This is a genomic window from Pseudomonas alkylphenolica (assembly GCF_016009175.1).
Taxonomy (GTDB): Bacteria; Pseudomonadota; Gammaproteobacteria; order Pseudomonadales; family Pseudomonadaceae; genus Aquipseudomonas; species Aquipseudomonas alkylphenolica_B.
Genome location: NZ_JADUCM010000008.1, coordinates 16,022 through 36,209, shown reverse-complemented (window position 1 = coordinate 36,209; position 20,188 = coordinate 16,022). Strand labels below are relative to the sequence as shown.

The following is a 20,188-nucleotide window of genomic DNA, read 5'->3' as shown; positions in this document are numbered from 1 at the left end:
TATCGAACCGAGAGTGCTTGCCATGCCGCTAACCCTGACCCCCGCCAATACCCTGCCTGACGATGGCCTTGCCGGTACGCTGATCGGCCGCGCCTGGATTCCCGGCACGGTTGCCGGCCCCTCGCCGATCGTCCTGCGCACTGACGGTGTGTTCGACCTGTCGGCGCGCTTCGCCACCCTCAGCGAGCTGCTTGAGCAAGAAGCACCGCTGCAGGCGCTGCGCAGTACGCCCGGCACGTTCGTTTGCAGCGTCGAGTCCCTGCTGGCCAACACCGGCGCCCATGCCGACCCCGCCCGCCCCCACCTGTTGGCACCGCTGGACCTGCAAGTGATCAAGGCCGCCGGCGTGACCTTTGCCGCGAGCATGATCGAACGGGTGATCGAGGAGCAGGCCGGTGGCGATGCCGCCAAGGCAGAAGCCGTGCGTGCCACCGTGCAGGCGGTGATCGGCAACAACCTGCGCAACATCACGCCTGGCTCGGACAAGGCCATGGCGCTCAAGGCCTTGCTGATCGAACAAGGCATGTGGTCGCAGTACCTGGAAGTGGGCATCGGCCCCGACGCCGAGGTGTTCACCAAAGCGCCGGTGCTGTCCGCCGTCGGCAGCGGCAGCCTGATCGGTGTGCACCCGGAATCGCAGTGGAACAATCCCGAGCCGGAAGTGGTGCTGGCGGTCGACAGCCGTGGCCGCATTCACGGCGCGACCCTGGGCAACGACGTCAACCTGCGCGACTTCGAGGGCCGCAGCGCCTTGCTGTTGAGCAAGGCCAAAGACAACAATGCCTCGTGCGCCATCGGCCCGTTCATCCGCCTGTTCGACGAACACTTTGACCTCGACGCCGTGCGTCAATGCGTGGTGGACCTCAAGGTGCAAGGCGCCGACGGTTTTGTCCTGGCCGGCACCAGTTCGATGAACCAGATCAGCCGCGACCCGCAAGACCTGGCCGCGCAAACCCTCAACGCCAACCACCAGTACCCTGACGGCTTTCTGCTGTTCCTCGGCACCCTGTTCGCACCCACTGAAGACCGCGACCATGCCGGCGCCGGCTTCACCCACAAGGCCGGCGACCAGGTGAGCATCAGCAGCCCGTTGCTGGGCAGCCTGCACAATCAGGTCACCGGCAGCGACCAGGCCAGTCCCTGGACCTTCGGGGTCGGCGCGCTGATGCGCAACCTCGCCGAGCGAGGGCTGCTGCAACGCTGAACACCTGCACCGCGCGGCACCTCCCATAACAATAAAAGCGAGGCATGATATGACTACCGAGGCTAAGGTCTCCCCCACGCCCGACCCGCGCCAGCTGCGCCGGGCGATCTACACCGGCGCCATTGGCAGTGCCCTTGAGTACTACGATTTCGCCATCTATGGCCTGGCCTCGGCACTGGTCTTCGGCCACATTTTCTTCCCCTCACTGGGCACCACCGGCGCGCTGCTGGCCAGCTTCGCCACCTATGGCGCAGGCTTTCTGGCACGGCCGTTCGGCGGGCTGTTCTTCGGCTCGCTGGGCGACCGCAAAGGACGCAAGCTGGTACTGCTGCTGACCATCGCCCTGATGGGCACCGCCACCACCCTGATCGGCCTGCTGCCAACCGGCCCGGTGGGCGCCGTCTTGCTGGTGCTGTTGCGCCTGCTGCAGGGTTGCGGCGCCGGCGCCGAGCAAACCGGGGCCGCCCCCCTGATGGCCGAACTGGCGCCGCCCCAGCGCCGAGGCTTTTATGCCGCCCTGCCCTTTATCGGGGTGTTCAGCGGCCTGGCCCTGGCGACTATCACCTTCCGCCTGCTGGACGCCTCGCTCACCCGTGAGCAACTGCTCGACTGGGGCTGGCGCCTGCCCTTCCTGGCCAGCGTGGTGTTGATCTTCATGGCCATCTGGATTCGCCTCAAGCTCAAGGAGAGCCCGGTATTCCAGCAGCTCAGCCAGCAACAGCACGTGATCGAATCGCCTATGCGCACGGTGCTGCGCAATGCCCGTCGCCCGCTGCTCGCCACCACCCTGATGCGCATGGCCGAGACCGGCTGCTCGACCCTGTATGCCACCGTGTCCATTGCCTTCTTGACCGGTTTCGCCAGCCGTCACCTGGCCGACGGTAGTGGCAACCTCATCAGCATCGGCACCAATGCGGTGTTGGCCGCCAGCGTCCTCAGCGTGTTGACCACGCCGCTGTTCGGCGCGCTGTCCGACCGCTTCGGGCGCCTGGCGGTGTACCGCGGTGGCGCGCTGTTCTGTGCGCTGTGGGCGTTCCCGTCGTGGTGGATGATCGACAGCGGTGAACCGCTGCTGGTATGCATTGCCGTAGTCGGCGGTTTCGCCCTCGGCGCCAACAGCATGCTCGGCGCCCAATGTGCGCACTTCACCGAACTGTTCGGCAACCGCTACCGCTACTCCGGAGTTGCCCTGGCCCGCGAAATCGGCGCCATGCTCTCCGGCGGCCTGGCACCGATACTCGGCATTTTCCTTGTTGGCCTGGCCGGTGGCGCCTACTGGGTGCTGGCGCTGTATACCCTGGTGCTGGCCTGCCTGACCCTGCTCGGCACTCTGCTGTCGACCGAAACCCGTGGCCGCGACCTGACCGACCTGGCCGATGCCGTCGGCAGTGGCGCCCGTGAAGATTGTGCCAGCGCCCCGGCCTGGCAACGTTGATACTGCCCCTTTAACGATAAGAGAGATTTGTCATGAGCCTGACGCCGAAACGCACCCTGCGCAGCCAGCAATGGTTTGACGACCCGAGCCATGCCGACATGACCGCGCTGTATGTCGAGCGCTACATGAACTACGGCCTGACCCGCGACGAGCTGCAATCGGGCCGGCCGATCATCGGCATCGCCCAGACCGGCAGCGACCTCACGCCCTGCAACCGTCATCACCTGGAGCTGGCCCAGCGGGTCAAGGCCGGGATTCGCGACGCCGGCGGCATTCCCATGGAGTTCCCGGTCCACCCGATCGCCGAACAGAGCCGTCGCCCCCCCGCCGCGCTGGACCGCAACCTGGCCTACCTGGGCCTGGTGGAGATTCTGCATGGCTATCCGCTGGACGGCGTGGTGCTGACCACCGGCTGCGACAAGACCACCCCGGCGTGCCTGATGGCCGCCGCCACCACCGACCTGCCGGCCATCGTACTGTCGGGCGGACCGATGCTCGACGGCCATCACAAAGGCCAGCTGATCGGTTCGGGCACCGTGCTCTGGCATGCGCGCAACCTGCTCGCTGCCGGCGAGATCAACTATGAAGGCTTCATGGAGATGACCACCGCCGCGTCGCCGTCGGTGGGCCACTGCAACACCATGGGCACCGCACTGTCGATGAACGCACTGGCCGAAGCGCTGGGCATGTCGCTGCCTGGCTGCGCAAGCATCCCGGCGCCCTATCGCGAACGCGGGCAGATGGCCTATGCCACCGGCCGGCGCATCTGCGAGCTGGTCATGCAGGATGTACGCCCTTCGCACATCATGACCCGCGACAGCTTCGAGAACGCCATTGCCGTGGCGTCGGCCCTGGGCGCATCGAGCAACTGCCCGCCGCACCTGATCGCCATCGCCCGGCACATGGGCATCGACCTGTCGCTGGACGATTGGCAACGGGTTGGCGAAAGCGTGCCGTTGCTGGTCAACTGCATGCCGGCGGGCAAGTACCTCGGCGAAGGCTTCCACCGTGCCGGCGGTGTACCGGCCGTGATGCACGAACTGCTCAAGGCCGGGCGCCTGCATGAGCACTGCGCGACCGTCAGCGGCAGAACCATCGGCGAAGTGGTGCACGACACCGTCACCAGCAACGCCGACGTGATCCTGCCGTACGAGGCGCCGCTCAAGCACGGCGCAGGCTTCATCGTGCTCAGCGGCAACTTCTTCGACAGCGCCATCATGAAGATGTCGGTGGTCGGTGATGCCTTCCGCAAGACCTACCTCTCCGAACCCGGGGCAGAAAACAGTTTCGAGGCGCGGGCCATTGTCTTCGAAGGGCCGGAGGACTACCACGCGCGCATCGACGACCCGGCGCTGGACATCGACGAGCGTTGCATTCTGGTGATCCGCGGTGCGGGCACCGTCGGCTACCCGGGCAGCGCCGAAGTGGTGAACATGGCGCCGCCTGCCGCGCTGATCAAGAAAGGCATCGACTCGTTGCCGTGCCTGGGCGATGGCCGTCAGCGCGGCACCTCGGCCAGCCCGTCGATTCTCAACATGTCGCCGGAAGCGGCGGTCGGCGGTGGCCTGGCCCTGCTGCAAACCAATGACCGGCTGCGCGTCGACCTCAACAACCGCCGTGTCGACGTGCTGGTCGATGAGCAGGAACTGGCCCGGCGTCGCGCGGCCTGGCAGCCGAACATCAAGCCGTCGCAAACCCCTTGGCAGGAACTTTACCGCCAGCTGGTCGGCCAGCTCTCGACCGGTGGCTGCCTGGAGCCTGCCACCCTGCACCTCAACGTCATTGCCCGTGAAGGCGGCATGCCGCGTCACTCACACTGACAAGTGCCCGGCCTGAAAACGACCGCGCCCGCGGTCGTTACTGGGCGACGTCCACCCACTGCGCGCTGACCAGGTTGGCCATGTGCTCGGGCTCGATGCGCACGGCGGCGTTAGGCGCGCCGCCTGCCGGGAAGACGATGGAAAAGTCCTTCAGCGAGACATCGCAGAACACCTGAAGCGGACGCGGCAGGCCAAACGGGCACACGCCTCCGACCGGATGGCCGGTCGCTTCTTCGACGTGCGCGGCATCGAGCATGCGCGCCTTCACGCCGAAGTGCTGTTTGTACTTGCGGTTGTCCAGGCGGGCATCGCCACGGGTAACCAGCAAAATCACCTCTTCGCCGACACGCAGCGACAGGGTCTTGGCGATCTGCCCGGGCTCAACCCCCAGCACCTCGGCCGCCAGCGCCACCGTGGCCGTGCTGGCACCGAGTTCGAGCACCTGGATATCCGGGGCGTGGTGGGAGAAAAACGTTCTGACTGACTGCAAGCTCATGCTCGATCGGCTCCTTGTGAACAGGCGTTGTGCAGCGGCACAACAGCGCAATGGAACATGAGCGGGTCAGCGTTGGCAAGCACGTCGGCGCCGATCAATGCAGGGCGCGGGTCACCAGGTAGTTCGACAGCTCCGGCTCATCGTTGAGCTCGATCATGCGCACGGGGCGCGGCAGTTGATCGAACACAGTACGCCAGAACGCCTGCGCGGCTTCGTCCTGGTCATAAAAGCGCACCAGCCAGTCGTTCTGTGTCGCCGTCAGCACCTGACTGGCCACGGCGCGGCCAATGCCCTTGCGCCGATAGCGCTTGAGAATGAACAGGTCGGCCAGTTCCAGTGCATCCAGCCCCGGCAATTCACTGCGTTCAACCAGGTAGAAGCCGGCGATGAAGCCGTCGACCAGAATCAGGTTGGCGCTCCACTCCGGTGACTGCCAATAGCGCGTCAGGTGCTCTTCATGAATGTAGAAGCGGCCGTTGACTTCCACGTCTTCCTGCTCCCAGTCCGATGATTCATAGGCGTAGAACTGGTAGAGGTTGCGAATCAGCTCGGCCTGGTCAGGGCCGGTTTGCAGCAATTCGATGGAAACGGAGGTCGAAGGCATGTACGTCTCGGTCAATAACGGATAGCGCCATTTTTGGCGGGCGCTATTGTTTACAAAACCCACGGCGAATACCAGCGACACATCCCTGTGCGGCGACAGGTTGCCGGTTGGAGGTGGCCCGATGATCCAGAGCGAACCCGCACGTGACCCGGCACCGATGTCACGCGGCACGGCCATTGCCTACGCAATCGGCTTGCCACTGACCTTGCTGGTGCTGATCTTCCTGCCCGCTGGCAGTCTCGCCTGGCGGCCGGGCTGGGTGTTCATCGGCGTATTCATCGCAGCCTTTGCCGTCAGCGCGGGGTTGCTCGCACGCTTCAACCCGGTGATCTACCGCGCCCGCAGTCGCGTTCAGGCGGGCACCAAAGGCTGGGATAAAGTCTTGCTGGCCCTGATGCTGCCGATCATGGTCGCCGTGCTGCCCGTGGCGACCCTGGATGCCGGACGCTTTCACCCCACGGCAGTGCCGGGCTGGCTGGTGCTGCTGGGCTATGGCGCGATGCTCGCCGGGATTGCCCTGGCCACCTGGGCGCAGGCGGTCAATCCGTTTTTCGAGCCCGGCGTACGCATTCAGGCCGAGCGTCATCAGCGGGTCATCGACAACGGCCCGTACCGCTTCGTCCGGCATCCCGGTTATGTCGCTGCGCTGTGGCTGTTTTTTGGCATGGCGCTGGCGTTGGGCTCGTTCTGGGCGCTGCTGCCGGCGCTGCTGGCAGCGGCCCTGCTGGTGCTGCGCACCCGCTGGGAAGACCGCCTGCTGCAGGCCGAGCTGGCAGGTTACGGTGAGTACGCCCGCCGCGTTCGCTTCAGGCTGGTCCCCGGTGTGTGGTGATCACTGGTCGCCCCCTCCCCCGAGAGGAGCGGATCCAACCCGGGGCTGCCGCGCAGCCCATCGCCGGCGCTGCCGGCTCCCACAGTGGCTCCTGGTAGGCCTTGGCTTTTGTGGGAGCTGGCGAAGCCGGCGATCGAGCGCGTAGCGGTCGCCAGCGTTCAGATGCGCGCCAAGGCCTGGGCCAGGTCTGCACGCAGGTCCTCGACGTCTTCCACACCCACCGACAGGCGTATCAGCGCATCGCCAATACCCAGCTGCGCGCGGGTCTGTGGGGGAATGCTGGCGTGGGTCATGATCGCCGGGTGCTCGATAAGGCTTTCCACCCCGCCCAGGCTTTCGGCCAAGGCAAAAATCTGTACGCTTTCAAGAAAGCGCCGGGCGCCGGCCAGGTCGCTGTTGAGGTCCAGCGAGATCATCCCGCCAAAACCCCGCATCTGCCGCCGCGCCAAACCGTGTTGCGGGTGTGACACCAGACCCGGGTAATACACCCGCGCCACCTGCGGTTGCAGCTCCAGCCAGTGCGCCAGCTCCAGGGCATTGCTGCAGTGGCGCTCCATGCGCAGGGCCAGGGTTTTTACCCCGCGCAGGGTCAGAAAGGCATCGAACGGTCCGGCGATGGCACCCACCGCGTTCTGCAGAAAGCCCAGGCGCTCGGCCAGCTCGGCATTCGCCACAACGGCTATCCCGCCAATCACATCCGAGTGGCCGTTCAGGTACTTGGTGGTCGAATGCACGACGATGTCGAAACCCAGCTCCAGCGGACGCTGCACCCAGGGGCTTGCAAACGTATTGTCAGCGACGCACAGAATGCCGCGCTGGCGGCAGATGTCCGCAACGGCCACCAGGTCAGTGAGGCTCAGCAACGGGTTGCTCGGCGTCTCGACCCAGACCATGCGCGTGTCTGCCTGCAGGCTGGCTTCAAAAGCCGCAAGGTCGGTCAGGTCGACGAAGCTGAAGCGATGCCCGGCACTGCGCCGGCGCACCCGCTCGAACAGGCGGAAGGTGCCGCCGTACAGGTCGTTGCCGGAGACGATATGCGCCCCGGCGTCGAGCAGTTCAAGCACGTTGGCGATGGTCGCCAGCCCCGAGGCGAAGGCAAAGGCCTGGGTGCCGCCCTCAAGGTCCGCGACACAGCGCTCCAGGGCCCAGCGCGTCGGGTTGTGCGAACGGCCGTAGTCCAGGCCCTTGTGCACTCCGGGGCTCTGTTGCAGGTAGGTCGAGTTGGCATAGATCGGTGGCATCAGGGCGCCAGTGGACGGATCCGGGCTTTGCCCGGCGTGAATCACCCGGGTGGCGAAACCGCGTGGTGCGGTAGTGTCGTCGTGCTGGCTCATGGCAAGGACCTGCGCAGGTGGTTGAGCATGTCGACACGGGTGATCAGGCCATAGAAGCCCGAGTCATCGGCGATGATCGCCACCAGTCCACGGTCGAGTTCCGCTTGCAGTGTAGTCAGGCTGGCACCCGGCGGCAGGGTTTGCAGCGTGTCGGTCATGGCGCTGGAGACCGGCAGGCGAAAGTGCGTCGGGTCGGCGTGCATGCCCAGCAGAATGTCGGACTCATCGATCACCCCGACCAGGCGCTGGCCGTCTTCGAGCACCGGCAACTGCGAAACGTCCGCCAGGCGCATGCGCTGGAACGCCGTAAGCAAGGTATCGTCGGGGCCGACGCTGATCACCCGGCCATCTTCGAAGCGCCGGGCGATAAGGTCGCGCAGATCGCCATAGTGCTTGAACTGCAGCAGGCCCTGGTCGGTCATCCACTGGTCGTTGTAGACCTTCGACAGGTAGCGGGTACCGGTGTCGCAGACAAAGCTCACCACCCGCTTGGGCGTGGTCTGCTCGCGACAATAGCGCAGGGCCGCTGCCAGCAGGGTCCCGGTCGAGGAGCCGCCGAGAATGCCTTCGGCACGCAGCAACTGGCGCGCATGGTCGAAGCTGTCTTCATCGCTGACCGAATAGGCCTGGCGCACGCTGGACAGGTCGGCAATCGAGGGAATGAAGTCCTCGCCGATCCCCTCCACCGCCCACGCCCCCGGTGTGCCCAGGGCACCGCTGCGGCTGAACTCGGCGACCACCGAACCGACCGGGTCGGCGAGCACCATGGCCAGCTCCGGCTGGACACGGCGGAAGAAACGGGTCAGCCCGGTCAGGGTACCGGCCGAGCCGACGCCGACGACGATGGCATCGACATCATGGTGCATTTGCGCCCAGATCTCGGGGGCGGTGCTGCATTCATGGGCCAGGGGGTTGGCGGGGTTGTTGAACTGATCGGCGAAAAACGCCCCGGGGATGTCCTGCGCCAGGCGCGCCGCCACATCCTGGTAATACGCGGGGTGGCCTTTGCCGACGTCGGAACGGGTGATGTGCACTTCAGCGCCCATTGCCTTGAGGTGCAGCACCTTTTCCGTAGACATCTTGTCGGGCACCACCAGCACCACCCGATAGCCCTTGGCCCGGCCGACCAGCGCCAGGCCCAGACCGGTGTTGCCCGCCGTGGCTTCAACGATGGTGCCACCCGCGACCAGGCGGCCATCGCGTTCGGCGGCATCGATCATGGCCAGGCCAATGCGGTCTTTGATCGAACCACCGGGGTTCTGCGATTCGAGCTTGAGAAACAGCGTACACAAGCCCGTGTCGAAACGGCTGACACGCACCATGGGCGTGTTGCCGATCAGTTCGAGCACGGCCGGGCGGGAGTCGATGGCCACGGTGTCACCTCGCAACGTGAACGGTCGCGGGACGGGCAGCCTCACAACAACAGCCTGCCTGTCCCAAGCAGTGCCTCGCTAGGACCATAGGCCCGCTTGGCACCTGCCGCAACCGCTCGCGGCCAGCCGGTCAGCTCACCCGGTCAGTAGGTGCCGCGCAGGGTCAGCATGAAATTGCGCGGGTCACCGTAGTAATTGCCATAGGTCGAGGTGCCGACGGTCTGGTAATACTTTTTGTCGAACAGGTTGTTGCCGTTGAGGGTCAGGTCCCAGTGCTCATCGACCTTGTAGTCGACCAAGGCGTTCCAGGTCGCGTAGCCGCCCTGGCTGAAGTCGAACGGCACATTGCTCTGCGCCACGCTGCCATCGGGGTTGAAGCGCGTGGTGGTGCCCGATACGTAGGTCGCGCTCTGCACCTGTACGCCGCCGCCGACCTTGAAGTCCTGGAACGCGCCCGGCAGGCGATAGGTGGTGTAGAGCTTGAACAGGTGTTTGGGCGTGACGGTGCTCAACGGTGCATCGGCGCTGCGGTTGCGGTTGAGGTTGAAGGTGTAGCCGCCGATCAGGGTCCAGTCCGGCAACAGTTCACCCGAGGCTTCGATGTCGACGCCCTTGCTCACCACCTTGCCGTTGCTCAGGTAACAGCAGCTACCGGCAAACAGGCTGCTGGTGCCCGCATAGGCCGGATCGATGACCGCTTCGTCTTCCCGCGTGGTGTAGTACAGGGCGATGCTGGTGTTCAGCGCGCCATCGAACAGTTCACCCTTCAGGCCGGTCTCGTAAGTCTTGCCGGTCATCGGCTCGATCGGGCTGCCGGGCTGCGGGCCGGAGAGTTTGTTGGCCTGGGGTTTATAGATCTCGGAATAGCTGGCATAGGCCGACCACTCGTCACTGAGGTCGTAGACGATGCCGCCAAAGGGCGTGACCTTGGTGCCGATGCGCTGGTCGATGTCGGAAACCGTGCTCCACTGCGTGCCGCTGCGGGTCTGGTAGGTCTGGTTGAAGTGGTAACGCTGCGCCCGCGCGCCGAGGATCAGGTGCAAGGGCTCGGCCAGTTGCAGGCGCAGGCTGGAGTACACGCCGTACTGACGCTGTGCATTGGGGTTGTAGTCACGGCTGTAGTCGGTGTGGTTGGCCGGCTCGTCCCACGGTGAGGCGTCGGGGTCGAAGACGTTCACCGGGCCACCGAAGCCCGGATGCGGTGCGGTACCCAGCCAGCGGCTGTCGATCCGTTGATAGTCCGCACCCACCACCAGCTGGTGATCAAGGCCAAAAGCCTGGAAGTCACCGGCCAGGTTGATGTCGTAGAGGTGCTGCTCGTTTTCCTGGCGGCTCTGGGTGCCGTACCAGGTCACGCCGGTTCCGGTGTTGGGATTAACCGCGTTTAGCGTACTGGCGGTCTTGAACCAGGACACGTCCCAGATGTTGGTGTACGACAGGTTGAGCTTCCAGTCGTCATTGAAACGGTGGTCGTACTTGGCGAAGTACTCGCGGGCCGTGGTGTCGGCAAACGCCCAGTTCTGAGTCAGGCCGGTGTGCCGCGGCAAGCCCAGGTCAACGCCGTTGCTGTAGCGTGGCACTGATGCTTGGGTGCCGTTTTCGTGGGATTTGTTGTAACGCACGCCGAAGGTCAGCATGTCATTGTCGGTCACGTCGGCTTCCATCACCCCGTAGACCAGCGGCTTTTCGGTGCTGCGCTTGTCGATGAAATACTGGCGGTCGGTGTTGGCCACCACCAGGCGCCCGCGCAGGCGGCCATCCCAGCCCATCGGGCCGGTGATGTCCAGCTCCTGGCGGTAGTTGTCCCAGCTGCCGGCGCTCAGGCTCAGTTTCAGCTGGTTGTAGGCCATCGGCCGTTTGCGCACCAGGTTGATGATGCCACCCGGATCGCCCGAACCGCCGAACAGCGCGCCAGCGCCACGCAACACTTCAACGTGGTCGAACTCGGCAAGGTCAAAAATGTTCGACGAATAGAACGACCCCATCGCGGTGCCCAGCGCCTGGGGGGCGGCGCCGTCGATTTGCAGGTTCTGGATGGAAAAGCCGCGCGAGATGAAATCCTGGATACGGAAGGTGGTGCTCTGGGTGATCACCCCGGGCGTCGCCCTCATCGCCTCGTTGATGTCGGTCAACTGCTGGTCCTCGATCAACTGGCGGGTAATCACCGACACCGACTGCGGCGTTTCACGCAGGCTGGTCGGCGACTTCGAGCCAACGCTGATCAGGCCCGGCGCATAGCTGCCGGTGTTCTCGGTGCTCTCGCCCATGCCTTGACCGGCAACCGTGGTAACACCCAGTTCCAGGGTTTGCCCGGCGTGCGTGTCGACCACCGGCAGCAGCACAAAGCCGTTGTCACTCTGGCTGATGCGATAGCCACTGCCTTCGAGCAAGGCGGCAAATCCGGCTTCCACCGTGTAGGTGCCGCTCAGGCCCTGGCTGGTGCGGCCTTCCAGCTCATCCGCCTGCAGCACCAGGGCGACACCCGCCTGCTGGGCAAAGCGGTTGAGGGTGCTGCTGAGCGGCCCGGGAGCAATGTCGTAATGCTGCTGGGACTGGGCGAAGGCCAGTTGCGGCAGCGCTACGGCAACACCGGCACACGCCAGGTGGATGCACAGCGCAATGGGACTCAAGGCCTGCGAGTCAGCAAATCGACGCATGGGGAAACGGCTCCTGTAATAATCATGTTGGCCCTTTGCTTGACGGGCCACGCTGACAATGCGGAACCAGTGGGAATGATTATTTTTCAGTTTTTTCTGCTTCGATGCGAATCCACAGCGGCGTGTACTGCTGCAAACGGATCGGCAGCGCCTGGGCCAGCAGGTGCAAGGCGCGGTCGGTGTCGTCCAGGGGCAGCACGGCAGAGACCCTGAGGTCGGCCAGCGCAGCGGCGTCGAACTGCAAGTGGCCACGGCGCTGACGCCCCAGGGTTTCCAGCACCTGCGCCAGCGGCACGTTATCGACCACCAGTTGGTGGCGTTGCCAGGCCTGCTCGAGGCTGGCCGGATCGATATCGGGCAGGCGCCCCACTGCGTCGTGGCGCGCCCAGGCACGACCCCCGCGTTGCACCTCCAGCGACTGGCTGCGGTCGGCACTTTGCACCGCAACCGTGGACTGCAGCATGCTCAGCTCGCTCTGCCCTGCCCCCTGGCTGACCACAAAACGGGTACCGAGGGCCTTGAAGCTGCCGTCTGCGGTGACCACCACGAACGGCCGCGCGGCATCGTGCGCGACATCCACCAGCACCTGGCCGCGGCGCAGTTCCAGGCGCCGCTGGGCGGGATCGAACTTCAGGTCTAGGGCACTGTTGCCGTACAAGGTAATCCGCGAACCGTCTTCCAGTGTTTGTGTCTGCCATTGCCCGGGCGCGGTGTGCAGGTCGGCGAACCAGTCGTCGACGCGGTAGCCACTCAGGCTCAACACCACGCCCAGGTTGGCCAGCAGCACGCCAATCGCGAGCAGGTGACGGGCCTTGAGCGCGCGCTTGGCCGGTACCTGCAAGGCGGCACGTACCGGTGCCCGCTGCGCACGCAGGCGGTGCAGTTGCGCAACCACGCCACTGATGCGCTCGTAGGTGGCCTGATGTCGATTGTCCTGTTGGCGCCAGCGCTCGAACGCCTGGCGTTCCTGCACGCTCAAGTCACCCTCGCTCAGGCGCAGCACCCATTCGGCTGCCTGGGCTTCGATGCTGTCGTCGCGCTTCATCGCCTCACACTTCCAGCGCCTGGTTGCAGTGCATCAGCGCCTGCAACAGGTACTTGCGCACCATCCGCTCGGACACGTCCAGGCGCCGGGCGATCTGCACCTGGGTCAGTTCATCGAGGTAATAGTCCACGAAGGCCTGACGCACCTTGTCGCTGAGGCCCTCAAGCACGAAGGCAATCTGCTCCAGGGCCTCAAGGGTGGCAAGGATCTGTTCCGGCGACTGGTGCCCCTCCAGCACATCGACCGTCAGCGCCAGTTCGCGCAGGTAGGCGTCCTCGATGTGCTGGCGGCGGGCCTTGTCGATGATCAGCCGGCGTGCGGTGGTGCTGAGAAAGGCCCGCGGTTCGCGGATGCCGAGCAGCGAATCACGCGAGCCAAGAATCCGCACGAAGGTGTCATGCGCGGTGTCGGCGGCATTTTGCGGGCAGCGCAGCTTGCGCCGCAGCCAACCGAGCAGCCAGCCGTGATGCTCGCGGTAGAGTTCATGTATCGCACGCTGGAAAGTCGGCTCGACGGCGGACATGAACACACCCGGCATATGTAAGTGAGAATGGTTACGAATAGTATCCAGTCGCCCGACGAGTGTGCAACCTTTGCTGCCCGCACGTGCTCAACCATCAGCTGAAAATAAGGCAATTTGCTGGCCCCTCGCCGCCTTCTTCATTGGCAAACTCGCTTTCCTTTCAACAAGTTAGGTTGACACTATGCGGGCTTATGGACTGACCCTTGCAACGCTTTTTCTTGCCACTTTCACCCTCGGCGCGCAGGCCAAGGCACTAGGCAAGAATGATCGCTATGTGTGCACGTGGGGGTCGGATATAGCCGCAGGGGCGCAGCAATCCAAGCTGTCGGGCGTCACCCTGTACTCGGCACGCAAGAAGCTGCAGGTGCGCAAGTTCCCTAAACCATGGATGCGCATGACGGCCATGGGCATCACCGAGCAGACTTACAACAGCCAGTCACGGCTCAAGCCTGCCGCCATCAAGCAGACCTATTACGAACAGTGCGTGCAGCATGCGGTTGCCCAGCGCTAGCGGCATGGCGCGTGTATGATCGTCAGCCCTTTTCAACCAGGCCTGTCTACGGATGGATAGCACACCGGTGTACCACGGCAGCTGCCTGTGCAGCGCCATCACGTTTCGCATCGACGGGCCGATCAAGGCCGTTACCCATTGCCATTGCAGCCAGTGCCGCAAGGCCCATGGGGCCGCCTTTGCCGGTTATGGCAGCGTGCCGGGCAATACGTTGACGGTCAGCGACCCTGAAGCGCTGATGCGCGTGTTCGGGTCATCGCCAGGCGTCAGCCGCAGCTTTTGCTCCCGCTGTGGCGCCAACCTGTTCTGGAACAAGGCGGCAGGAGATTTTGCCGATTGGGTGAGTGTCCCGCTGGGAACGCTCGACACGCCGTTTGCGCCTGAGCGGCAGAAACATGTGCACGTCCACTCCGGGCTGGACTGGCTCGGCTGGCCTGAGCGCGAGGCGGGTACACCCTTGCAGGGTTGATGCCCGGCAACGCGATCAGGCAGTCAGTCAGGCGCCAAACAGCTCAGCCATGCGCTTGAGCTTTTTCTTGTACTGCTGACGTGCCGCCAGGGCATCGTCCAGCGACACTTCGCGAAAGCGCGCTTTCTGGTTTGGCTGCATTTGCCCGACCAGGTCCAGGTCGGCGCTGATCACCGTGCCGATCATGGCGTAACCGCCCCCGGAGACCGCGTCGCGGTGCAGGATGATCGGCTCGAGCCCTGCCGGTACCTGGATGGAACCGATGGGATAGCAGCTGTCGACGATGTTCGAGGGGTCGGAACCGGCGCCGAAGGGTTGTTCGCGCGGCTGAAAACTCAGCGCACTGCCGCCCTTGAAGCGGTAGCCAATGCGGTCGGCCTCAGAGCCCACTGTCCACGGTTCGGCAAAGAAGCTCGCCGCCGCCGACGGTTGCAGACGCTCGTAGTAAAGCCCCGGCACCACGCGCAACTCAACCTCACCGCCCAGCGACTGACGCAAGGCCATCGGCAGGCTGGCACCGACTTTGCCTTTACCGCTCGGGGTGCCGACCGGCAACTCATCGCCCGCCACCAGGCGCCGCCCGTGGAAGCCGCCCAGGCCACCCAGGGCGTAGGTCGAACGGCTGCCGAGGACCACCGGTACATCGATGCCACCGGCCACGGCCAGGTACAACCGCGCGCCCACTTTCGGGTAGCTCAGGCGCAGCACCTGCCCGGCGCGTACTTGCAAGGCGGTGTCCGGGGGTACCTGCACGTCATCGAGCAGCGCCCCCATGTACGCACCACTGAAGGCCACCAGGGCGTCTTCGCCAAATTGCAGCTCCGGCCCCAGCAGCGTGCACTCCAGCGCCCCGGCGCCCGGGGCGTTGCCGACCAGCAGGTTGGCAGCCGTGAGCGCGTACTGGTCCAGCGCGCCGGACGGCGGAATGCCCAGGTGGTAGTAGCCTTCACGGCCAAGGTCCTGCACAGAGGTGGCCAGGCCAGGCTTGAGTACTTTGATCATGCCAGCACCTCCTGCAGCGTCTTGGGGTAGTTGACCGGGTCGGCGAGGAACGCATCCAGGGAAAACTCGACCGCACGGATGCGCAGGTCGAACGTACCGGCTTCGACCTCAGCTACCGCCTGATCGTAAGCCGCGCGGTCAATCGGCTTGAACTGCACGATATCGCCCGGACGGAAGAACACCATGTGCGCCTTCAGGTATTCCAGGGTTTGCTGCGGGTCATAAATCGGTGCCGGGGTGACCCCGAACATCTGGTAGCCACCGGCACCGCGCACCGAGTAGATGCACCCGAAGCAGCCGCCATGGCCGAGGGTCAGTTTTGGCGTATCGGTGCGCGGACGCAGGTACTTGGGTACCTGCAACTGGCGCTCGCGCTCGACCATCTGGAACATGAACGGCAAGCCGGCGACAAAGCCGACCATCGACACGAACCAGGGCGCACCGCTGTGCGCGGCGATGAACGCTTCGACGTCGGCCAGGCCATTGATCCGCGCCGCGTACTCCAGGTCGGTGGCGCTCGGGTCCTGGTGACGGTCGCGGAAACGCATCAGCGTTTCATGGGTCCAGGGGTCGTTGTACAGCACCGGAATCTCGATGATGCGGGTGTGCAGCGAGCGCTCGGCAACGGCCTTGACCTCGACGGTTTTCACCACGTCGAGCAGGGTCTGCGGATCGATCAGTTCCGGGTCGAAGCGCACCTGGAACGAGGCGTTGGCCAGGCAGATATCCAGCACGCCTTCGAGCTCGAGCTTCTCCAGCGCACGGGTGATGGCCATGCCGACAAAGAACGCCTCCAGCGACATGCTCTCGCTGACTTCGGCGAACAGGTGTTCGTCGGCGCCAAAACTGTAGCGAATCGGACGGTTCATGACGCCTCTCCACAGCGCTGGCGAACGGGGTCGGCCAGCCAGGTTTCCAGGGTGCCGGTATTGAACCGGGCATCGGCCAGCCAAGGCTGTTCGAGCAGTTCGGCGTGCAGCGCCAGGGTCGTCGCCATGCCGCTCAGGGTAGTGTCGGCCAGGGCCTTGCGTGCACGCTCCAGCGCCTGGGTACGATCATTGCCATGGACGATGATTTTCGCCAGTAGCGAATCGTAGTACGCCGGCACCTTGTATCCGCTGAACAGGTGGCTGTCGACCCGTACGCCCTCACCTTGCGGCCACACCAGGCGGTCGACCAGGCCGGGGCTTGGGAAGAAATCCCGCGCCGGGTCTTCGGCATTCACGCGCATTTCGATGGCGGCACCGCGCAAGACGATATCGCTTTGCTGCAACCCCAACGGCTCGCCCGCAGCGATGCGCAACATGGCCTGGACCAGGTCGATGCCGGTGATCATTTCGCTGATCGGATGCTCGACCTGGATGCGGGTGTTCATCTCGATAAAGAAGAACTCGCCGCTGACATCGTCATACAGGTATTCCAGGGTGCCGGCGCCCCGGTAATTCAACGCCTGGGCCAGCTGCACGGCGCTGCTGCACAGGGCCTGGCGTTGTGCCGGACTGAGCGCCGGCGATGGCGCCTCTTCAAAAATTTTCTGCCGGCGCCGCTGCAACGAGCATTCGCGTTCGAACAGGTGCACCGCGTGCTTGCCGTCACCCAGCACTTGCACTTCGATATGCCGGGCCTGACGAATGAAACGCTCCAGGTATACCGCGCCGTTGCCGAATGCTGCCTGGGCTTCGCGCTGCGCCTTGGGGAACTCCTGTTCGAACTCGGCCAGGTCATTGGCCAGGCGAATACCTCGCCCGCCACCGCCGGCACTGGCCTTGATCAGCAGCGGAAAGCCGACGTGTTCGGCGGCCTGCAGCGCGCTTGCCAGGTCATGCAGTTCATCGGCCGAACCGGGCACCACCGGTACCCCGGCCTGCATGGCAGTACGGCGGGCAACCGCCTTGTCGCCCATCTGGCGGATGGTCTGTGCGCTGGGGCCGACGAAGATGGCACCCGCCGCTTCCACCGCTTCGGCAAAAGCGGCGTTCTCCGACAGAAAGCCATAACCCGGGTGCACGGCATTGGCGCCGCAGGCCTTAAGTGCAGCCAGCACGGCATCGGTATTGAGGTAGCTGCGATCGGCACGGGCCGGGCCCAGCACCTGGACTTCATCGGCCAGCTGCGCGGCCATGGAGTCGACATCGGCTTCGCTGCAGGCGGCTACAGTGGGTATGCCCAACGCCTTGGCCGCACGGATGATGCGCACCGCGATCTCGCCGCGGTTGGCCACCAGCAGTTTGGTGATTGCCTGGCTCATGTAAGCCCCCTTACTCAGCGTTGACGGTAGCGATGACCTGGCCGGGTTCGACCGGGTCGCCATCTTCGACGAGAAACGCGCCGAGGACGCCGTTGACGCCGGCGGTCAGCTCCGAGAACTGCTTCATGACCTCGATCAGGCCGATGACGGTGTCGGGGCCGACGCTTGCACCGGGCTCGACAAAGCACGGCGATTCAGGGGTGGCTTTACGGTAAAACGTCCCAGGGAGTGGGGTGACGACAGATTGCTCGGCCATGACTGTTCCTTTTGAAATAGTTGTAGAAAGGCAGGCGTGAAAATTCACTGGCGGGCGTGGGGCTGAACACGCACGCCGGGTATCAATGGCTCACGGCGTGGTCACCCGGATGCCGGCGGCATCCAGCGCCGCGCGGGTCGCCTGGACCAGCGCCAGCGCCCCCGGGGTGTCGCTGTGCAGGCAGATCGAGTCGAATTCGATGGCCAGGTCCTGGCCCTCCACCGTGGTCACCATGCCCTGCTGGCAGGCGCGTACCACACGTGCGGCGACCTGCTCGGGGTCCAGTGCACGGACATTGCGGGTGAAGACGATCGAGCCGCTCAGGTCATACGCGCGGTCGGCATAGAATTCGCGCACCGGGGGGTGGCCGAGCGCCTGGGCAACACGCCAGGTGGCCGAGTTGGGCATGCAATACAGCAACAGGGCCGGGTCGAGACGGTGCAGGGTTTCAACAAACAGCTGCGCGGCCTCTTCGTCACGGGCCAGGTGCATGTACAGCGCGCCGTGCGGCTTGATGTGCTGCAGCGTCATACCCTGGATCCGCGCCAGTTCACGCAGGGCGCCCAGCTGATAAAAGATGTCGTCGACCAGCTCCTGGGCCGGTGCATTGATGTGCCGGCGGCCGAAACCGACCAGGTCACGAAAGCCCGGATGGGCACCGACCGCCACATTCAGGCGCTTGGCCTGCTCCAGCGTGCGGCGCATGGTGCCGGGGTCGCCGGCATGAAAGCCGGTGGCGATGTTGGCGGAACTGATATAGGCCATCAGCTCGGTGTCCACCCCGTCACCGATGGTCCACGGGCCGAAGCTTTCGCCCATGTCCGAATTGAAATCGACTGCGTGCATCAAGGGGTGCTCCCGTTCATTCGCGTAATGGCTGAACAGTAGAATTCTGCTTGCCCCTTGGGAAGATCTATTATCAGATGGTCGGTATTCTGAAAAACAGATACCCCTAGGTGCAGCATGTCCCTCACATTGCGGCAAGTCCGCTACTTCGTTGCCACGGCCGAGATCGGTCAGATTTCCCAGGCCGCCCTTCACCTGAACATCTCTCAGTCGGCGGTGACCACCGCGATCAAGGAGCTCGAATCACTGCTCGGCGTGGCGCTGTTCCTGCGCTCGGCCCAGGGCATGACCCTGACGGATGCCGGCCGGCATTTTCTCAATCGCGCCTACGTGATCCAGCGCAGTGTCGACGATGCGCTCAACAGCCCCCTGCCCGACCACCGTGCCAGCGGACATTTGCGCCTGGCCGCCAGCTACACGGTGATCGGCTACTTCCTGCCGCATCACCTGCAGCGCCTTGGCCACTGGCACCCGGACGTGACCATCGAGGTGCACGAGCAGGAACGCCGCGCCATCGAGCAGGGCTTACTCGACAACCACTACGACATGGCCGTGGTACTCACCGCCAACCTCACCCACCCGGACATCGTCTCGGAAACCCTGTTCAATTCCGAACGCCGGCTGTGGCTGCCGGCCCACCATCCGTTGTGCGAGCGCACGGCGGTGAGCCTCGCCGATGTTGCGCGCGAGCCGTACATTCTGCTCACCGTCGATGAAGCCGAACAAAGCGCCATGCGCTACTGGGAGCACGTCGGCCAGCAACCTTCGGTACGCGTGCGCACAAGCTCGGTGGAGGCCGTGCGCAGCATGGTCGCCAACGGCAGCGGCGTGGCGATTCTCTCCGACCTGGTGCACCGGCCCTGGTCGCTGGAAGGCAAGCGCATCGAAACCGTTGGCCTGAGCGACCCGGTAACGCCGATGAGCGTGGGCCTGGCCTGGCACCGTGAACGTGCGTTCACACCGGCGATGCAAGCGTTTCGGGATTACTTTCACGAAGCCTTCCTGACCCCGCAGCAATCGGTGGTGCGGCGATAAGCCACCTGGGCAGGCATTGGACAAGCGCACAAAGCTCAGCATACTCAATCGTCACTGCTCGCAAGCGTGCAAGCAGCGCCCCCAACACGCATCTGCGAAATAAGGAGATCCCATGGCAGGTTGGTTCGAGTTGAGCACCAGCAGTGACGGACAGTTCCGCTTTGTTCTGAAAGCGGGCAACGGCGAAATCATTCTTACCAGTGAGCTGTACAAGGCCAAGGCCTCTGCCGAAAGCGGTATCGCTTCGGTCCAGGCCAACAGTGCAGCCGATGAGCGCTACGAGAAGAAAGTGGCCAGCAACGGCAAATTCCACTTCAACCTGAAGGCCGCCAACCACCAGGTGATCGGCACCAGCCAGCTGTACACCACCGAGCAATCACGCGATGCCGGCATCGCCTCGGTGAAGATCAACGGCAGCAGCAAGACGGTGAAAGACAACACCTGACACGTTGCACTGCCTTAAGAGGCGGCCTGGCTTCTCGGTTAACCCGCTTCTAC

General features: G+C 64.5%; 20 protein-coding genes. 8 read left to right on the top strand and 12 right to left on the bottom strand.

Features of this window, described 5'->3' with window-relative positions; genetic code table 11:
* The first annotated feature begins 22 nt into the window (after positions 1-22).
* Genes I5S59_RS09945 through I5S59_RS09935 form a run of 3 tightly spaced genes read left to right on the top strand, consistent with a single transcriptional unit; the run spans position 23 to position 4,459 of the window.
* Positions 23-1,204 (top strand): fumarylacetoacetate hydrolase family protein, encoded by a 1,182-nt coding sequence (locus I5S59_RS09945; protein ID WP_197876436.1) that lies wholly within the window; start codon positions 23-25, stop codon positions 1,202-1,204.
* A 49-nt stretch (positions 1,205-1,253) separates the two neighbouring features.
* Positions 1,254-2,639, top strand: a complete 1,386-nt coding sequence (locus I5S59_RS09940; RefSeq protein WP_197876435.1) for an MFS transporter — start codon at positions 1,254-1,256, stop codon at positions 2,637-2,639.
* A 32-nt stretch (positions 2,640-2,671) separates the two neighbouring features.
* Positions 2,672-4,459, top strand: coding sequence for an IlvD/Edd family dehydratase (locus tag I5S59_RS09935; protein ID WP_197876434.1), 1,788 nt, complete (start codon positions 2,672-2,674; stop codon positions 4,457-4,459).
* Between the two features lie 37 nt (positions 4,460-4,496).
* On the opposite strand, the gene I5S59_RS09930 is transcribed toward I5S59_RS09935, so the two are convergent.
* Together I5S59_RS09930 and I5S59_RS09925 are read right to left on the bottom strand one after the other, a co-directional pair.
* Positions 4,497-4,955 carry a YbaK/EbsC family protein gene (locus tag I5S59_RS09930; protein WP_197876433.1) on the bottom strand — a complete coding sequence of 153 codons (459 nt, stop codon included), beginning with the start codon at positions 4,953-4,955 and terminating at the stop codon, positions 4,497-4,499.
* Positions 4,956-5,049: 94 nt separating this feature from the next.
* The gene (locus I5S59_RS09925) at positions 5,050-5,559 is read right to left on the bottom strand and encodes a GNAT family N-acetyltransferase (protein WP_197876432.1); all 510 of its coding nucleotides are present in this window, start codon (positions 5,557-5,559) and stop codon (positions 5,050-5,052) included.
* Between the two features lie 121 nt (positions 5,560-5,680).
* On the opposite strand from I5S59_RS09925, the gene I5S59_RS09920 reads away from it, so the two are divergent.
* A complete protein-coding gene (locus I5S59_RS09920) occupies positions 5,681-6,391 on the top strand; it encodes a methyltransferase family protein (protein ID WP_232239679.1) in 711 nt (236 codons plus the stop codon).
* A 158-nt stretch (positions 6,392-6,549) separates the two neighbouring features.
* Here the strand turns inward: I5S59_RS09920 and I5S59_RS09915 are convergent, their stop codons facing one another.
* The 5 genes from I5S59_RS09915 to I5S59_RS09895 all read right to left on the bottom strand — a co-directional run bounded on the left by I5S59_RS09915 (position 6,550) and on the right by I5S59_RS09895 (position 13,323).
* Positions 6,550-7,725, bottom strand: coding sequence for a trans-sulfuration enzyme family protein (locus I5S59_RS09915; RefSeq protein ID WP_197876431.1), 1,176 nt, complete (start codon positions 7,723-7,725; stop codon positions 6,550-6,552).
* Entirely contained in the window at positions 7,722-9,098 is a 1,377-nt protein-coding gene (locus I5S59_RS09910; RefSeq protein ID WP_197876430.1) for a pyridoxal-phosphate dependent enzyme, read from the bottom strand. Before I5S59_RS09910 ends, I5S59_RS09915 begins: the two co-directional genes overlap by 4 nt.
* A 143-nt stretch (positions 9,099-9,241) precedes the next feature.
* Positions 9,242-11,755 carry a TonB-dependent siderophore receptor gene (locus I5S59_RS09905; RefSeq protein WP_197876429.1) on the bottom strand — a complete coding sequence of 838 codons (2,514 nt, stop codon included), beginning with the start codon at positions 11,753-11,755 and terminating at the stop codon, positions 9,242-9,244.
* 79 nt (positions 11,756-11,834) lie between these two features.
* Positions 11,835-12,800 carry a FecR family protein gene (locus I5S59_RS09900; protein WP_197876428.1) on the bottom strand — a complete coding sequence of 322 codons (966 nt, stop codon included), beginning with the start codon at positions 12,798-12,800 and terminating at the stop codon, positions 11,835-11,837.
* A gap of 4 nt (positions 12,801-12,804) precedes the next feature.
* On the bottom strand, positions 12,805-13,323 hold the full coding sequence (locus I5S59_RS09895) for a sigma-70 family RNA polymerase sigma factor (protein ID WP_197876427.1): 519 nt from the start codon (positions 13,321-13,323) through the stop codon (positions 12,805-12,807).
* A gap of 181 nt (positions 13,324-13,504) precedes the next feature.
* Here I5S59_RS09895 and I5S59_RS09890 point away from each other — a divergent pair, with 181 nt between their 5' ends.
* Positions 13,505-13,834 (top strand): hypothetical protein, encoded by a 330-nt coding sequence (locus I5S59_RS09890; RefSeq protein ID WP_197876426.1) that lies wholly within the window; start codon positions 13,505-13,507, stop codon positions 13,832-13,834.
* Between the two features lie 52 nt (positions 13,835-13,886).
* Complete coding sequence (locus tag I5S59_RS09885) at positions 13,887-14,303, top strand: GFA family protein (protein ID WP_197876425.1); 417 nt, start codon at positions 13,887-13,889, stop codon at positions 14,301-14,303.
* Positions 14,304-14,330: 27 nt separating this feature from the next.
* On the opposite strand, the gene I5S59_RS09880 is transcribed toward I5S59_RS09885, so the two are convergent.
* The 5 genes from I5S59_RS09880 to I5S59_RS09860 form a co-directional block, all read right to left on the bottom strand.
* A complete protein-coding gene (locus I5S59_RS09880; protein WP_197876424.1) occupies positions 14,331-15,305 on the bottom strand; it encodes a biotin-dependent carboxyltransferase family protein in 975 nt (324 codons plus the stop codon).
* Positions 15,302-16,174 carry a 5-oxoprolinase subunit B family protein gene (locus I5S59_RS09875; protein WP_128325657.1) on the bottom strand — a complete coding sequence of 291 codons (873 nt, stop codon included), beginning with the start codon at positions 16,172-16,174 and terminating at the stop codon, positions 15,302-15,304. Before I5S59_RS09875 ends, I5S59_RS09880 begins: the two co-directional genes overlap by 4 nt.
* Positions 16,171-17,553, bottom strand: a complete 1,383-nt coding sequence (locus tag I5S59_RS09870; RefSeq protein WP_197876423.1) for an acetyl-CoA carboxylase biotin carboxylase subunit — start codon at positions 17,551-17,553, stop codon at positions 16,171-16,173. The genes I5S59_RS09875 and I5S59_RS09870 overlap by 4 nt, the downstream gene beginning before the upstream one ends.
* Positions 17,554-17,563: 10 nt before the next feature.
* On the bottom strand, positions 17,564-17,809 hold the full coding sequence (locus I5S59_RS09865; RefSeq protein WP_197876422.1) for an acetyl-CoA carboxylase: 246 nt from the start codon (positions 17,807-17,809) through the stop codon (positions 17,564-17,566).
* Between the two features lie 90 nt (positions 17,810-17,899).
* Positions 17,900-18,655 (bottom strand): 5-oxoprolinase subunit PxpA, encoded by a 756-nt coding sequence (locus I5S59_RS09860; protein ID WP_197876421.1) that lies wholly within the window; start codon positions 18,653-18,655, stop codon positions 17,900-17,902.
* 117 nt (positions 18,656-18,772) lie between these two features.
* On the opposite strand from I5S59_RS09860, the gene I5S59_RS09855 reads away from it, so the two are divergent.
* Both I5S59_RS09855 and I5S59_RS09850 read left to right on the top strand, forming a co-directional pair.
* Complete coding sequence (locus I5S59_RS09855; protein WP_197876420.1) at positions 18,773-19,690, top strand: LysR family transcriptional regulator; 918 nt, start codon at positions 18,773-18,775, stop codon at positions 19,688-19,690.
* Between the two features lie 112 nt (positions 19,691-19,802).
* On the top strand, positions 19,803-20,135 hold the full coding sequence (locus tag I5S59_RS09850) for a YegP family protein (RefSeq protein ID WP_197876419.1): 333 nt from the start codon (positions 19,803-19,805) through the stop codon (positions 20,133-20,135).
* Positions 20,136-20,188: the final 53 nt, after the last annotated feature.

Coding starts and splice junctions, on each gene's coding strand:
- I5S59_RS09860 (WP_197876421.1), bottom strand. CDS start 18,655: ATGCACGCAGTCGATTTCAATTCGGACATGGGCGAAAGCTTCGGCCCG.
- I5S59_RS09915 (WP_197876431.1), bottom strand. CDS start 7,725: ATGAGCCAGCACGACGACACTACCGCACCACGCGGTTTCGCCACCCGG.
- I5S59_RS09900 (WP_197876428.1), bottom strand. CDS start 12,800: ATGAAGCGCGACGACAGCATCGAAGCCCAGGCAGCCGAATGGGTGCTG.
- I5S59_RS09905 (WP_197876429.1), bottom strand. CDS start 11,755: ATGCGTCGATTTGCTGACTCGCAGGCCTTGAGTCCCATTGCGCTGTGC.
- I5S59_RS09920 (WP_232239679.1), top strand. CDS start 5,681: ATGATCCAGAGCGAACCCGCACGTGACCCGGCACCGATGTCACGCGGC.
- I5S59_RS09925 (WP_197876432.1), bottom strand. CDS start 5,559: ATGCCTTCGACCTCCGTTTCCATCGAATTGCTGCAAACCGGCCCTGAC.
- I5S59_RS09930 (WP_197876433.1), bottom strand. CDS start 4,955: ATGAGCTTGCAGTCAGTCAGAACGTTTTTCTCCCACCACGCCCCGGAT.
- I5S59_RS09850 (WP_197876419.1), top strand. CDS start 19,803: ATGGCAGGTTGGTTCGAGTTGAGCACCAGCAGTGACGGACAGTTCCGC.
- I5S59_RS09855 (WP_197876420.1), top strand. CDS start 18,773: ATGTCCCTCACATTGCGGCAAGTCCGCTACTTCGTTGCCACGGCCGAG.
- I5S59_RS09935 (WP_197876434.1), top strand. CDS start 2,672: ATGAGCCTGACGCCGAAACGCACCCTGCGCAGCCAGCAATGGTTTGAC.
- I5S59_RS09875 (WP_128325657.1), bottom strand. CDS start 16,174: ATGAACCGTCCGATTCGCTACAGTTTTGGCGCCGACGAACACCTGTTC.
- I5S59_RS09890 (WP_197876426.1), top strand. CDS start 13,505: ATGCGGGCTTATGGACTGACCCTTGCAACGCTTTTTCTTGCCACTTTC.
- I5S59_RS09870 (WP_197876423.1), bottom strand. CDS start 17,553: ATGAGCCAGGCAATCACCAAACTGCTGGTGGCCAACCGCGGCGAGATC.
- I5S59_RS09865 (WP_197876422.1), bottom strand. CDS start 17,809: ATGGCCGAGCAATCTGTCGTCACCCCACTCCCTGGGACGTTTTACCGT.
- I5S59_RS09945 (WP_197876436.1), top strand. CDS start 23: ATGCCGCTAACCCTGACCCCCGCCAATACCCTGCCTGACGATGGCCTT.
- I5S59_RS09895 (WP_197876427.1), bottom strand. CDS start 13,323: ATGTCCGCCGTCGAGCCGACTTTCCAGCGTGCGATACATGAACTCTAC.
- I5S59_RS09885 (WP_197876425.1), top strand. CDS start 13,887: ATGGATAGCACACCGGTGTACCACGGCAGCTGCCTGTGCAGCGCCATC.
- I5S59_RS09880 (WP_197876424.1), bottom strand. CDS start 15,305: ATGATCAAAGTACTCAAGCCTGGCCTGGCCACCTCTGTGCAGGACCTT.
- I5S59_RS09940 (WP_197876435.1), top strand. CDS start 1,254: ATGACTACCGAGGCTAAGGTCTCCCCCACGCCCGACCCGCGCCAGCTG.